The sequence below is a fragment of the Streptomyces sp. NPDC055189 genome, from assembly GCF_053606765.1.
In genome coordinates this window covers 19,079-31,812 of the sequence record NZ_JBSGSG010000006.1, presented here as the reverse complement: position 1 = coordinate 31,812, position 12,734 = coordinate 19,079, and the positions used below count along the sequence as shown (strand labels likewise).

General features: G+C 69.8%; 11 protein-coding genes and 2 pseudogenes. 4 read left to right on the top strand and 9 right to left on the bottom strand.

Annotation, left to right across the window (positions count from 1 at the left end; all coding sequences use genetic code 11):
• Position 1: 1 nt before the first annotated feature.
• The 4 genes and pseudogenes from ACWFR3_RS06330 to ACWFR3_RS06315 all read right to left on the bottom strand — a co-directional run bounded on the left by ACWFR3_RS06330 (position 2) and on the right by ACWFR3_RS06315 (position 2,923).
• Complete coding sequence (locus ACWFR3_RS06330) at positions 2-772, bottom strand: MerR family transcriptional regulator (RefSeq protein WP_453733568.1); 771 nt, start codon at positions 770-772, stop codon at positions 2-4.
• 186 nt (positions 773-958) lie between these two features.
• The gene (locus ACWFR3_RS06325; protein WP_453733395.1) at positions 959-1,774 is read right to left on the bottom strand and encodes a sulfite exporter TauE/SafE family protein; all 816 of its coding nucleotides are present in this window, start codon (positions 1,772-1,774) and stop codon (positions 959-961) included.
• A 198-nt stretch (positions 1,775-1,972) separates the two neighbouring features.
• Positions 1,973-2,092 (bottom strand): annotated as a pseudogene (locus ACWFR3_RS06320) (cation transporter); the annotation flags it as partial.
• A gap of 240 nt (positions 2,093-2,332) precedes the next feature.
• Complete coding sequence (locus tag ACWFR3_RS06315) at positions 2,333-2,923, bottom strand: hypothetical protein (RefSeq protein WP_453733394.1); 591 nt, start codon at positions 2,921-2,923, stop codon at positions 2,333-2,335.
• Positions 2,924-3,882: 959 nt separating this feature from the next.
• Here ACWFR3_RS06315 and ACWFR3_RS06310 point away from each other — a divergent pair.
• Positions 3,883-4,302, top strand: coding sequence for an FKBP-type peptidyl-prolyl cis-trans isomerase (locus tag ACWFR3_RS06310; RefSeq protein ID WP_453733393.1), 420 nt, complete (start codon positions 3,883-3,885; stop codon positions 4,300-4,302).
• A gap of 448 nt (positions 4,303-4,750) precedes the next feature.
• On the opposite strand, the gene ACWFR3_RS06305 is transcribed toward ACWFR3_RS06310, so the two are convergent.
• The gene (locus ACWFR3_RS06305; RefSeq protein ID WP_179183970.1) at positions 4,751-5,380 is read right to left on the bottom strand and encodes a class I SAM-dependent methyltransferase; all 630 of its coding nucleotides are present in this window, start codon (positions 5,378-5,380) and stop codon (positions 4,751-4,753) included.
• A 36-nt stretch (positions 5,381-5,416) separates the two neighbouring features.
• Between ACWFR3_RS06305 and ACWFR3_RS06300 the strand changes: the two are divergent.
• Positions 5,417-6,328: pseudogene (locus ACWFR3_RS06300) on the top strand (IS5 family transposase).
• Here ACWFR3_RS06300 and ACWFR3_RS06295 read toward each other — a convergent pair.
• Together ACWFR3_RS06295 and ACWFR3_RS06290 are read right to left on the bottom strand one after the other, a co-directional pair.
• Entirely contained in the window at positions 6,325-7,074 is a 750-nt protein-coding gene (locus ACWFR3_RS06295; protein WP_453733392.1) for an SDR family oxidoreductase, read from the bottom strand. The pseudogene ACWFR3_RS06300 and the gene ACWFR3_RS06295 overlap by 4 nt on opposite strands.
• A 14-nt stretch (positions 7,075-7,088) precedes the next feature.
• Entirely contained in the window at positions 7,089-7,838 is a 750-nt protein-coding gene (locus tag ACWFR3_RS06290) for an SDR family NAD(P)-dependent oxidoreductase (RefSeq protein WP_453733391.1), read from the bottom strand.
• A 116-nt stretch (positions 7,839-7,954) separates the two neighbouring features.
• On the opposite strand from ACWFR3_RS06290, the gene ACWFR3_RS06285 reads away from it, so the two are divergent.
• On the top strand, positions 7,955-8,554 hold the full coding sequence (locus tag ACWFR3_RS06285) for a TetR/AcrR family transcriptional regulator (protein WP_453733390.1): 600 nt from the start codon (positions 7,955-7,957) through the stop codon (positions 8,552-8,554).
• An 80-nt stretch (positions 8,555-8,634) separates the two neighbouring features.
• Here the strand turns inward: ACWFR3_RS06285 and ACWFR3_RS06280 are convergent, their stop codons facing one another.
• Positions 8,635-9,141, bottom strand: coding sequence for an SRPBCC family protein (locus ACWFR3_RS06280; RefSeq protein ID WP_453733389.1), 507 nt, complete (start codon positions 9,139-9,141; stop codon positions 8,635-8,637).
• 444 nt (positions 9,142-9,585) lie between these two features.
• Here ACWFR3_RS06280 and ACWFR3_RS06275 point away from each other — a divergent pair, with 444 nt between their 5' ends.
• The gene (locus ACWFR3_RS06275; RefSeq protein WP_453733388.1) at positions 9,586-10,755 is read left to right on the top strand and encodes a carboxylate-amine ligase; all 1,170 of its coding nucleotides are present in this window, start codon (positions 9,586-9,588) and stop codon (positions 10,753-10,755) included.
• A 61-nt stretch (positions 10,756-10,816) separates the two neighbouring features.
• Here ACWFR3_RS06275 and ACWFR3_RS06270 read toward each other — a convergent pair whose 3' ends face one another.
• Positions 10,817-12,712 (bottom strand): SMI1/KNR4 family protein, encoded by a 1,896-nt coding sequence (locus ACWFR3_RS06270; RefSeq protein ID WP_453733387.1) that lies wholly within the window; start codon positions 12,710-12,712, stop codon positions 10,817-10,819.
• Positions 12,713-12,734 lie beyond the last annotated feature (22 nt).

Here is a 12,734-nt window from a genome sequence, read left to right as displayed (position 1 = left end):
GTCAGGCGGCCGGGCCGAACAGATCGGTGAGCAGTCCGGCGCCGTCGGCCGGCGCGCGGATATCCAGGTGCAGGCTCGGGCCGTCGAGGTGGAGCCGGAAGTCGAAGAACGGGCAGCACTGTTGCTCGGCCGCCGCCAGTTCCGCCACCCGCGCCGTCCGGTCGACGGGCAGCGTCAGCCGTAGCCCGTCGGGCACTGCGGTGCGCGCGGCGCCGTCGACCGCCTCGCGCCACTGGACTATCCGCTCGTGCAGCCCGCCGCCGGTCAGGGAGCAGGCCACGGGCGCCGACCGCCACCCCTCCGTCTCGGCAGACTGGCGGCTGTGTGCGAGCACCGCATCCACCGGGCTCGTTCTGGTGACGGCCGGAGCCGATGGGGCAAGGAAGCCGCACTCAGGATCACACGGGCTCGCACGATCCGGCAGCGCGTCCAGGTGCTCCAGGGCCGTGTGCAGGGAAGCTGAGAACGCGGCCAGCTCGACGGCACGGGACTTGGCTTCGGCCAAGCGGGCGGCGATCCGCGGACGCAGGTCGGCCTTCACGTCCCGGCAGGCACCCGCCTCCCACACTCCGAGCAGCTCGCCGATCTCCTCCAGCGACAGCCCCAGTTGCTTGGCCGCCCCGATGAACGCCAGCCGCTGGACCGCGTCCTCGCCGTACACCCGGTAGCCGGCCGGGGTCCGGTCGGCGGGCAGCAGACCGGCGCCCTCGTAGAAGCGCAGAGTGGTCGCCGGAACGCCGGCGCGCTCGGCGAGCTGGGAGATCCGCATCATGCTCACACCTCGACGGTAAACCTTCGATCCAGCTCGAAGGTCAAGCCGCCCGGGCAAACGGCCGGCTACTACCCCACACTCACTGGCTCATGACCGCCCGGGGCCACACCAGGTGTCACCGGGTGCTCCAGCCGGCCATGGTGAGCAGCCAGTTGGCCACCCGGGGCTGAGTCGGCTGTGCGGGGCTCAGTCGTGACGGGCGAGCTTGACGGCGGAAACGAGTAGGATCACGGCCAGCGCTGGGATGAGCACCAGGTCCGGGAACACGCCGAGCAGCAGCCCGCCGAGCACCGCCCCCGCGATCGAGCCTGCAACCATGACCAGGGCGAAGCGGCGGTTTGCGCCCAGCACGGCGAAGCTGCCGTCGCGGCTGTAGCGGGCAAAGGCCACCAGCATCGTCGGCAGTGACACCAGCAGCGAAAGGCTGCCGGCCGTCTTGATGCCCTGCCCGAACAGCAGCACGATCGTCGGGATCAGCAGCTCGCCCCCGGCCACACCCATGATCGCCGCGACCACCCCGATGCCGAACCCGGCCACCACTCCGAGCGGCACCTGCGCCCACGGCGACAGGTCGAGCGTTCCCAGAGCGGAGATGTGCGTGACCAGCAGGGCCGCGGCCATGAGCACCATCAGCGCGGCCAGCACCTTGTAGAGGGTGGCGGAGCGCATCCGCACCGCCCACGACGCGCCGGCCCAGGCGCCCAGCAGGCTCCCGGCGAGCAGGTTGACCGCGACGGGCCAGTGCGCGGCCACCTGGGAAGCCGACACGGCCGCCAGGCGGGCAGGCAGCGCTGTCAGGACCACGACCAGGCTCATCGCCTTGTTCAGGATGACCGCGGAGAGCGCGGCGAACCCGAACAGGCCGATCAGCAGCGGCAGCCGGAACTCCGCCCCGCCCAGCCCGATCATCCCGCCCAGCACGCCGATCGCCGCCCCGGCACCGAACACCACGGGCATCGAGTGCGTCGAGCGCAGGGGTGCAAGGGTCTGCTCGGTGGTCATGACGGGCATCCTCGCCGGTGGCCGGCTCCGCCCGCTACGAAAGCGCTGCACCTTCGGGGAAAGACACCGGGGACGTGGTCAGGGTTCGTCCGGACCTCCGACTGCCCGCCGTCCGGGCCCCGGGCCGCAGCGGCCCCGGGGTGCCGACGCAGCGGGCCCCGGCGTGCTGCCGGGGCCCGCTGCCGGACAGGGCATCGGTCAGTTGCAGCAGTCGCATCCGGGACGACAACCGCAGGCGTCCGTCTCGTGCCGTTCGGCGGGGACCGCGGCGGCCGGGGCCGCGCAGCAGCCCTTGCCCTGCCAGGCGTCGTGGCCTTCTACAGAGGAAGAAACGTCTTACAGGACACCGCCTGCCAGGGATGACGACCAGGGCCCGAAGCACAAAGAGACAACGGCAAGCTCGGCACAAGCGGTCAACGGTCACCCTGCAACCGGAGCCACAAAGACGCCCGCACTCCCCTGCGCGGGCAGGTGCTCGTACCAGGCGAGCGCGGCCTGCGGATCGCCGTCGCGGTCGTGAGGCACACGAGGAGGCCGCCGACGGGCCTGCCTCCGGGGTTATGACGCTGGGTGTGACGAGTCATCGAAGGGCGGCAGCACCCCGGACCACGTCAGGTGACTCGGTGCTCCGTTGGGTGCCTGAAGCGAGTCACGGGCATACTTCTCGGTCCGCTTGAGCTGCTCCCGCATCTGTTCCTCGAACCGAGCCAGGTGAGGATCCAGCGTGTCGGTGCCCTCCCCCTGCCCCACGAAATAGCCACTGAACATTCCAAAAGTCAGCAGGGTCTCGCTAATGAGATCCGCGACGGTCTCGTCCGCCTCCAGGCGTGCCGTCATCATCACCGTGTTGAGCTCTTCGAGGGTCTCCGTGAAGCGTCGCGTTTCCGCTTCTCGCTCCTCCCGATTCATGAACCGGCGGTTGAACATGGCAGTCGTCATGTCGCGGTGAAGCCTTCGACATGTGCCGAGCAACTGCACGTACGCCTCACGCCGGAGCTGACGCAGCCACTGTGCATGAGCGGCTTCTGCGGTCCTGTCAGCTTGATATTTGGCCCCCTGCAGGGCGATCCTGGCGGCGCCCCAGGCCCCACCGGCCCCCACAGCGGCACCACCAAGAGCACCGATCAACCCCGCCAACGCTGCGTCCATGTCTCCCCCGGTGATGAAGCGTCTTAGCTCTCGGGCCTGGCCCTCTCCAGGTGCGGGCGCAGACGCCGAGCTGTGCTCCTGCGGCCGGCTCGGAAGGCTCGTCGGTTTCCGGCACGGCCCCTGTTGTAACAGTCCTCACGTCCAGGAACTACAGCATCCTTCCGCACATGGCAGACAGAGCGCCACCGGCGCAACGAGGCCGCCGCCACGCCGCCGCCCCGATCGCACGGGCGCACCCGCTGGACACCAAACCCGCAGGCGGGAGACCGTCGGTGTCGCAACGGCTGCCGCTGCCGCCTGACTTGTTCGACGAGCTGTGCCCGTGCTCGCTGCTGCCCGTCCACTCCGGTGACAAATGGGCGCCCATGGCCCGCGCGCCTTGGGCGACGCCCCGCGCAGATACTCCGAACTCCCCGTGCCACTGCGCTGGTAATCGCCGAAGCCGGACAAGAGCCGGCGCCTTCGGAAGACACGGAAGGGCGGGCCGGCCGGCACATGAGCCGCTACGCACGCGACCGGCACGGCGAACTGCTCCACATCGACGTCAAAGAAGCTGGGGCGTATCCCCGACGACAGCGGCCATCGCGTGCTGGGACGGACCGCGGTCAGCAAGAACCGCGACAGGGCCCACCTGGCCTTTCTGCATACGGCGTTGGACGCCGCTCCCGGCTCGCCTGTACCAAAGACCTGCCCGACGAGAAGGCGGCAACCTGCGCGGCTTCCTGCAGCGGGCCGCCGACCGGTTCGCCGCCACGGCATCACCGTCGAATGGGTACTGACCGACAATGCCCGGGCCTGCGCAGCTCCGGTACGCCCCCCGGCCCGAGAGCCGTGTTCCTTGACGCGGGGTGCACCGCGGAGCACGGGCGCGGCCGGTAGCGTGATCACTCGCCGCATGGATCGCCCATGCGGTCGGCCGGCCCGTGCGAGGGATTCCGGTGGCGAGCGAGGGGACCGTGATGAGCGAGCCGACGAAACCCACCATCAAGGTTCCGGAGGGAGAAGCGCCCACCGAGCTGACGACCCGGGACCTTGTAGTGGGAGACGGCCCCGAGGCGCGGCCGGGCAACGTCATCCGCGTGCACTACGTAGGAGTCACCTTCGCCTCCGGAAAGGAGTTCGACTCCTCCTGGGAGCAGGACCGGCCGTTCAAGTTCGCCGTGGGCGGCGGCAAGGCCATCAAGGGATGGGACCGCGGAGTGCGGGGCATGAAGGCCGGCGGCCGGCGCGAGATCATCGTTCCCCCGCGTCTCGGTTACGGCCGGCAGTCACCCTCTGCGCTCATCCCGCCGGACTCGACACTGATCTTCGTTGTGGACCTGCTCTCGGTCGTGGACGGGACCGCCGCAACGCGGCCCGGAGCGAACGGCCCGGCCTGAACCCGGCGCTGCGGGCGTGGTCGAGGGGGCGCTATCGATCTGGCCACAGCTCGACGCTGGTGCGCTGGTGGTGTCGGACCGGCGAGGAGAGCCGGCGCCCCGCCCCAGGGGGTTGGCCCGTCGGGTACGGTGCCGCATGGGCGACTCACCGCACCCGAACGGCTTCGCATCGACAGCCGGCCCGCCAGTCGTCCCAAGAACGTCATCACGCCGATAGCCCGCTGCCCGACCCGGCCCTGCTGCTCCCCCATCGCAGCGCCGCCCCGGCCCTCCGCACTCGTCGCGGCGGCGTGACCCTCGCCGGGGGCGTTTGGACCTGCGGTTGGTTCAGCGACGTGCGGGTTGTCCTGCTAGGGCCTGTCTGACAATTCCCGTCGGATCAGCGAGAGTTCGTCGAGCTGGCAGCCCGGATATGCGCCGACATCTGGCGGGCATTGCCGGGCAGGACCTACGAGCGGCGGGCCAGCAGGTGGGCGTCGAGGAAACCCCGTTCAGAGGCCGGATCGTGGAGCAGCCGGGCGAAGGGATCGAGCCCGGCATCGGCCAGCAGTTCGGCGAGGCTATCTGCCGGCCAGCTGTAGGCGGGCGCCACCTTGTGGTCGAACCGGACCGGTTCTTGTCCGTCGGTCCCGAAGAAGGAGACCAGGAGCAGGCCATCCGGCGCCAGGACGCGTACCTGTTCGGAGAGCAGCTCCGGCAGCTCCCCCGGAGGGGTGTGAATCATCGAGTAGTGGGCCAGTACACCGCCGAGCGCGCCGTCCTCGATCGGCAGGGATTCCATCCGCGCCTCTTGGAAGCGCAGCGCCGGATGGGCCCGCTGGGCGTGGTCGACCATGCCGGGGGCAAGGTCGAGTCCGAATGCCTCCAGGCCCAGTTCGTGCAGCATGGCTGTCAGATGTCCGGGCCCGCACCCGACGTCCGCTGCCCGCAAGTTGCCCGTCGCGCGCACCAGTTCGGCGAAGGTGCCGATCATGGCCCGGGAGAAGGGCTGTGTCTCCAGCCGGTCTGCGAACAGCGATGCGTACAGCTCGACGACACCGTCGTAGGCCGTCCTGGTCTCGTCCTGATGATTCGCCACGGGCAGGACTCTATAGCCGGTCTGATAATTGATCTTGTGGCGGGTCGAGGTGAGTTGACGGATGCGGCATGGGGGCGAATAGAGCCCCTGTTGCCGCAGGTGGACGGACGCGGCCGTCCGTGGCGTGATCACCGGCAGGTGGTCAACGGGGTGCTGTGGAGGCTGCGGACCGGGGCTCCGTGGCGCGACCTACCCGAGCGGTATGGGCCGTGGCAGACCGTCTACGAGCGGTTCGCCCGCTGGGAGGCCGATGGCACATGGGCGAAGCTGCTGGAGCACGTCCAGGTCCGTGACGATGCGACGGGCCGGGTGGAGTGGACCGTCGCCGTCGACTCCACGGTCAACCGGGCCCATCAGCATGCCGCAGGCGCCCGTAAAAGGGGGACGTGGACGGGGACGAAGTGGAAGATCCGGGCCGCTCGCAGGCGTGCCAGGCACTCGGTCGGTCTCGGGGCGGGTTGACCACCAAGGTCCATCTCGTCGTCGACGGCCGGGGGCTGCCGCTGTCGGTTGTGCTCACACCCGGAAACGTCAACGACGCCACAGCGTTCGCCGATGTCCTCGATGGGGTACGCACTCCTCGGGCCGGCACGGGCCGTCCGCGCACGACACCGGACCGTGTGCTGGGTGACAAGGCGTATTCAAGCAAGGCCATCCGTCATCTGCTGAGGCGTCGGGGCATCGCTGCCACGATCCCCGAGCGCCGCGACCAGGTGGCCAACCGTCGGCGCCGGGGGCGCCGCGGTGGTCGGCCACCCGTCTTCGACACGGAGATCTATCGCGACCGCAACGTGGTCGAACGATGCTTCGCTCGCCTCAAACAGTTCCGTGCGATCGCAACCAGGTTCGACAAGCTCGCGAACCGGTACCGCGCGGGAGTCGTCCTAGCCTCCCTGATCCTCTGGCTCCGTGAAGCGGCCAGGTGATCATTTGTCAGACAGGCCCTAGTACGCGAGCTGTCCGATGCCTCCGTCCACGCGCAGTACGGTCCCCGCCGTGTAGGCGGACTCGTCCGAGGCGAGGTAGACCGCCGCCTTGGCCAGCTCGGTGGCGGTGCCCAGGCGGTGGAGCGGCACGGTCTGCCGGAGTTCCTCGTAGAGGGCGCTCTGGCGCTCGGGGCCCAGGGGTGCGAACGCGTTGGTGATCGTCGGGCCCGGGCTCAGTCCGTTGACGCGGATGCCCCGGTCCCTCAGCTCGTAGGTCAGCCCGCGGGTGTAGGAGAGCAGTCCCGCCTTGGCCGCGCCGTAGACCGTCGCGTTCTCGTGTCCGATGTAGGCGGAGACCGAGCCGACGAGGATGACGGAGGACTGCTGTGAGAAGAGCGGCAGCAGGTCCTTGATCAGGAAGAACGGCGACTTGAGATTGGTCGCGAGGAGCCTGTCGAACGCCTCCTCGGTCCATGCCTCGATGGGGAGGTGGGTGATGTCGGCGGCGTTGCTCATCAGGATGTCGAGCTTCGGCCATTCCTGACGCAGCCGCGCGGCGAGCGCCGCCTGGCCGGGTACGTCGCCGGCGTCGCTGGCGATGGTCAGCAGCGGGCCCTCCAGCTGCCGGGCCGCCTCGTCGAGCTTTTCTTGTGAGCGGCCGGTGATGGCGACGGTCGCTCCTTCGGCGAGGAACTGGCGGGCCGTTTCCAGGCCGATGCCGCTCGTTCCCCCGGTGATCAGTGCGTGCTTTCCCGTAAGACGGTCCATGGTTGTCTCTCTCCTCAGATGGCGGTGCGGCCGCCGTCGGCGGCGACGATCGCCCCGGTCATGTAGCCGGCCCGGTCGCTGGCGAGGAAGGCGATCACGTGGGCCACCTCGGCCGGGTCGGAGGTGCGCTTGAGCGCGGTGGTCAGGCCCATGCCGCCCATGTCCGGGCCCATGGCCGCGACCACTTTGGAGGTGCGCATCGGGCCCGGTGAGACGGCGTTGACCCGCACGTTCGAGGCGGCGAACTCCGCCGCCCAGGTGCGGGTCAGCGATTCGAGCGCGGCTTTGGTGGCGCCGTAGACGGCCATGCCCGGCATGCCCAGGCCGGCCGCGGTGGAGCTGACGTTGACGATGCTGCCGCCGCCGGCCGCGGCCATCTTCTCCGCGAGCAGGGCGGTGAGCAGGAACGGGGCGCGTACGTTGACCGCGAAGGCGGCGTCGTAGCCCGCGAGGTCCTGCCCGGTGGTCGGGGCGAACGTCATCACGCTCGCGTTGTTGACCAGGATGTCGACGGCTCCGGTCTCTTCGGCCAGCTGCCGAACGCCCGCCGGGTCGGACAGGTCCGCCGCGACGAAGCGCACCGACCCGGATGACTTGCCGCCGGCCGTCCGGAGGTCTTCCACGACCCGGGCACCGCGCTGCGGATCGGTGCCGGTCAGGATCAGGTCGGCTCCGGCCGCGGCCAGCACCCCGGCCGTCGTGTGTCCGAGCCCGCCGATCGCGCCGGACCCGGTGACGAGCGCCGTCTTGCCCGCAAATTCCATGGTTTCGCCCTTCGTGCCGGTCAGAGCGACCGACTTCTGTGCAACCGTTCAAGAAGTGCCGTGACGGAAGCTACGACTTCTTGAACGTCCAGTCAAGAAGTCGTACTCTTGGACACGTGACACGCACCGGACGCCCCCGCGAGTTCGACAGACAACAGACGCTGGAGCGCGCACTCGAACTGTTCTGGTCCCGGGGATACGGGACGACATCGATCCAGGACCTGGTCGACGCGCTGGCCGTCGAGCGCGGCAGCCTCTACGGCGCATTCGGCGACAAGCGCCGCTTCTACCTGGACGCCGTCAGGCTCTACTGGGAGGTGTACGAGCGGCACCTGACCGCCGCGCTCGACACCGCCCCGCTCCTGCCGGCGCTGCGCGAGATCCTGACCCACCCGGCGCGGCTGGACGAACTGATCTCCGAACGGGGCGTGCCGCAGGGCTGCCTGATCGGCAACACCACCGCCGAGCTCGTGCCCCGGGACAGCGAGGCCACGGAGATCGTCACCCGCTCGTACGGCCGCTTCATCGACATCGTCGCCGGCGCACTGCGCCGCGCACAGGCCGCCGGCGAGGTCACGACCAACTCCTCCCCCGAGGCCCAGGCACAGCTCCTGCTCTACATCGTCCAGGGCCTGTCACTCGTATCGAGGGCGGGACTCGACCAGCGGGCGGCGCTGACGGCGATCGACACGGCGGTGGACGGATTGCGGGCGTAACCAAATCCTCCCGCGCGCGACCGGTTCGCTCCACAGGCACCCGGCGGCACAGCCACACCTCACGGGGCCGGCCCGGTGCGTCAGTCTTCGTCGACGCCGTCTCCGGGATCGGCGAGTGGAGTGCCGGTCTCCAGCAGGGTTTTGAGGCTGGAGAGGATGGGCGGCCATCCGTGGATGCACATGCCGTACAGGGCACCGGCGGGGTCGAAGTCGTGGGTGACGGTCAACTTGACCTGGTCACGTTGAGGTTCGAGATCGAAGGTGACCTGAGAACGGCGCTCGGCCGCGAGCCGGCTACGCACTTCCTCGCTGACGCCCACAGCCTGTGCCCACTGAGGGGTGAACGTGTGCCAGGTGTAGGCGAGCCTGCGGTGGGGCCGGCAGATGAGGATGACCTGATCGGGGTGGGTGATCTCCGCTCCACCCTGTGTCCAGACGAGGGGCGAGCCCTCTGCCCAGTCCGTCGTGAAGCGTACGCCCCAGTAACGGTCGGTCAGGGGCGCGTCGGTGAGGGCCTGCCAGAGCCGTTCGGGGGTAGTGCGGATGTACGTCGTGTACACGAAAGTCTTGCTGTCCGTGCTGTCCATGGGGGCGCTCCAGAATTTCGGATGTTCCAAGGCTCTCTTCAGTTCCGCGAGCGCGGTCGCCCGCTGACGGTCGAACCGGCCGCTGCACCACTCCGACTGCGTCGACCGGCGCAGCGTCGAGGTGAAGCAGCTCTTGACTGACCGTTCACCGGACCATGATCAGCCCGGTGAACCCTTCGCGCAGGGTCGGTGACAGCTGAACGGCTGCATGGTCGTCGGCTGCCGGCCGCGCAATGGCCAGCGGAGATGCGCGGACCGGGTCCCGAAGTTCCCAGCCGGAAGCGGCCGTGATGTTCGCTCAGCAGCGCACCAAGGGCCCGCCGCTCTCCTGGCCCGCCAGGACACATGCCGACCCGTCATGCCAGGACACGTGTGAGACCTCACGCGGATCCCTTCCGGCCGATGCCATCGGCCGCAGTTGCGCCAAGTGACACAGTGGTGGCTATGCCGAGCGAGAAGCGGACAGCCAGCCATGCCCCTTCACCGTCGGGCGCGTTCCAGCCCTTCTCGCTCAGCGGCGGTGCACCGGTGGTACGCGTCGGCGTGGAGGAAGAGTTCCTCGTGGTGGACCCGGTATCCCGACAGCTCAGCAGTCGCGCGGACAAGGTCGTCACCGAAGCTGCCACCGAACTCGGCAGCAGAGTCACCACCGAACTGACCCGCTACCAGGTCGAGGTCCGCACCTTGCCCCACACCGACCTCACGGGCCTGCGGGAGGACCTGTGCCTGACCCGCCGGGCGGTCGCACGCGCCGCCGCCCGCCTGGGCCTGCGCATCATCTCCAGCGGCACACCTGTCCTGGGCCAGGACACTCCCCCGCCCCTGTCGGCAGGAAAACGCTACGCACAGAGTCTGGCCACCTTTCGCGCCCTGGACCACGAGCAGACCGTGTGCGCCTGTCACATCCACGTCGAGATCCCCGATCTCGCCACCGCGCTCGCCGTCAGCAACCACCTGCGGCCCTGGCTGCCCGCACTGATCGCCCAGTGCGCCAATTCGCCCTACTGGGACCGACAGGACACCGGCTACGACAGTTGGCGCACCCTGGCCTGGGGGCGCTGGCCCGTAGCGGGCCCCCCGCCCTACTTCGAGTCCGCTGCGCACTACGAGGACCTCGTCGGCCGGCTCATCACCAGCCACACCTTGCAGGACCGCGGGGGCGTGTACTGGGACATCCGCCCCTCGTACCATCTGCCGACCCTGGAAATCCGGGTCGCCGACGCCGCCCCCACGATCGACGACACCCTTCTGCTGGCCGCCGTCGTCAAGGGCCTCACCGCGACCGCTCTCGGCGCCCTGCGCGACGGACAGTCCGCGCCGCGTCCGGAAGCAGAGTTGCTCCGGGCCGCCTACTGGCGCGCCGCACGTGACGGCAGCCGGGGGCAGAGCATCGACTTGTCCACCGGCAGGCTCCAGTCCGCCGCCCGCCACCTCGGCCAACTCTGCGACACCGCCCTGCCCGCCCTGGGCCCCGACGACCTCGTCACCGTCCGCACCGCCCGTCAGCGTCTGGCCGGGCAGGGCAATGGAGCCGACCGTCAACGCGCCGCCTACCTCCCCCGCCACAACCATTCGGACGTGGTCGACCACCTCATCCGCCAGACCGCCCCGTGAACGTCCGCCTCCTGCCCGGCCGTCCGGTGGCGCCGCCCACCCGGTCTGTGGGCTGCCGGGGTCAGGGCCGATGCCGTCCGAAGCTCAGGTAGGCGAAGCTCTCGCCCTCGCGCGGAGCTCGCGTCCAGGACCGGGTGGTGCACATCGGCAGGCTGCCCCGGGTCAGGGCGAAGCAGGGCAGAGAGAGTCCGAGTTCACGGTGCAGGGCGTGCAACACGGTTGTTTCTGCGTCGGATTGCGTGTCGTGTTGGCCGAACAGTCGGTCGGGGGTGAGGGCCTCGGGCAGGGAGCCGGAGGTCTGGATGTCCGTGCCTCGTACGGTCAACGCGTAGAGCTCCTGGCCCCGCGCGGCCACCGACAGGTGCACGGCGGCCGGGTGACTGTCCCGGGAGTGGCTCAGCGGCTCGCGCCAGACCACCACCGCGCGGCCGGGTGTGGAGGCGGCCGGTGCGGGAGACTCAAACAGGTGGTTCATGCTGTGCCCGGACTGGCCGTCGAAGGCGAAGGCCCATCCCTCGGCGGTGCGGCCGACGGCGGCTTCACCGCGGTCCTCCCACAGCTCCACGCCCTCTCCCTCGTGGTTTTGCCGCCTGCGCTGATACGCCCTGCCGGCTTCTACGGGCGGGCTGAGTGCGGCGCCCTCCTCGCCGATCAGGGCAGGCATCGTCGAGGGGTCGACGTCCTCGACCCAGATGCACCGGTAGCCGTCGAACGGCCGCCCGTATGGCCCGGTTGTCGTCAGCCAGGCCAGGCCCGGCGGGTCGAGATCCGCCACCGGTTCGGGCCGGGGACCTGGCTCGCCGGACCGCGGGGTCGCCAGGATTTCCCGCCCGCGTTCGGGGGTGATGAGCGATGCCAGAACCGGATCGGCCAGCAGACCCAGCGGCGCGATCAGCTGCGGACCGGGAGCTTGCCAGTGCACGAGAGCCTCCCGCAACACGCGCCACGCGGCATCGGTGGCACCCCAGCGAGCCGACTCGCGGGCTTCGGCGACCGCCCGGCCCCACACACCCGGCGGCGCATAGCGATGAGTGCCCTCACGCATGGTGCGCAACAGGTCCCGAGCGACTGCCCGGTCCACGCCGCGGGCAGCGATCATCCCCAGCCAGTGGTCGTCGTCTCCCAGCCGCCACTGGCCGGCTGCCGCTTCCCGGGCCTGTACCGGAAGCAAGTCGGGAAGATAGCGCGGGTCGGCCACCAAGAAGCCGTAGTCCTGAGTGCTGCGCGGAGCCTGCAGGTGCCGGATCTGGCACAGCAGCCAGTAGCTGTGCGGCCGGCCGAAGGAGGACGCCTCCTCGAGCAGGACTACGGCCTCCTCGTAGCGTCCGCCCAGAGCAAGGAGGCGGGCGGCCTCGACGTGTGCGTCCTGTGCCCGTGTGGTCGCGTTGTCGAAGTCGGGGCGTTCGACCCGGTCGGCGTGAAAGCTTCGGTACATGGCCTCCATGTACGCGCGAAACGACGGGTAGCGGTCGGGGTATTCACCGCTCCAGCCCTTGTAGATGTAGAGCGCCCACTCGCCGTCCTCGTCGCGGTCGCCCGGGTCGAGCAGGGCCAGGGTCATGTCGGAGTCCGTCTCCAGGCGCAGCGACCGCTCCCACATGCCGGCCAGCAGCACGTCCTGCTCACTCGGGTCGTCGTCCAGGTTCTCGGTGTACAGCGCGGTCAAGTCGTACGGGTCGCGGCTCCAGTCGATGTCCGCGACTCCGCCGAGCTGGTAGACCCCGGCCGTCTGGTCCACGTGCCAGCCGTCGCTCACGGCAAGAAACTGCCGGTACGAGGGCGGCAGCCGCAGCCCCAGACGCGTCTCGGCAGCGGCTATCTGCGCCTCGCTCGCCCCGGGGCTGCCCGGAGTGATGGCATGCTCCTCGCCGTCCTCCTCCTCATGGTCCGCGCGCGGGACCCACTCCTGCTGCCAACGGCCGAGGAACGTGTTCCAGTTGAAAGACTCATCACTCATGCCCGGGAGCTTGCCATCCGGC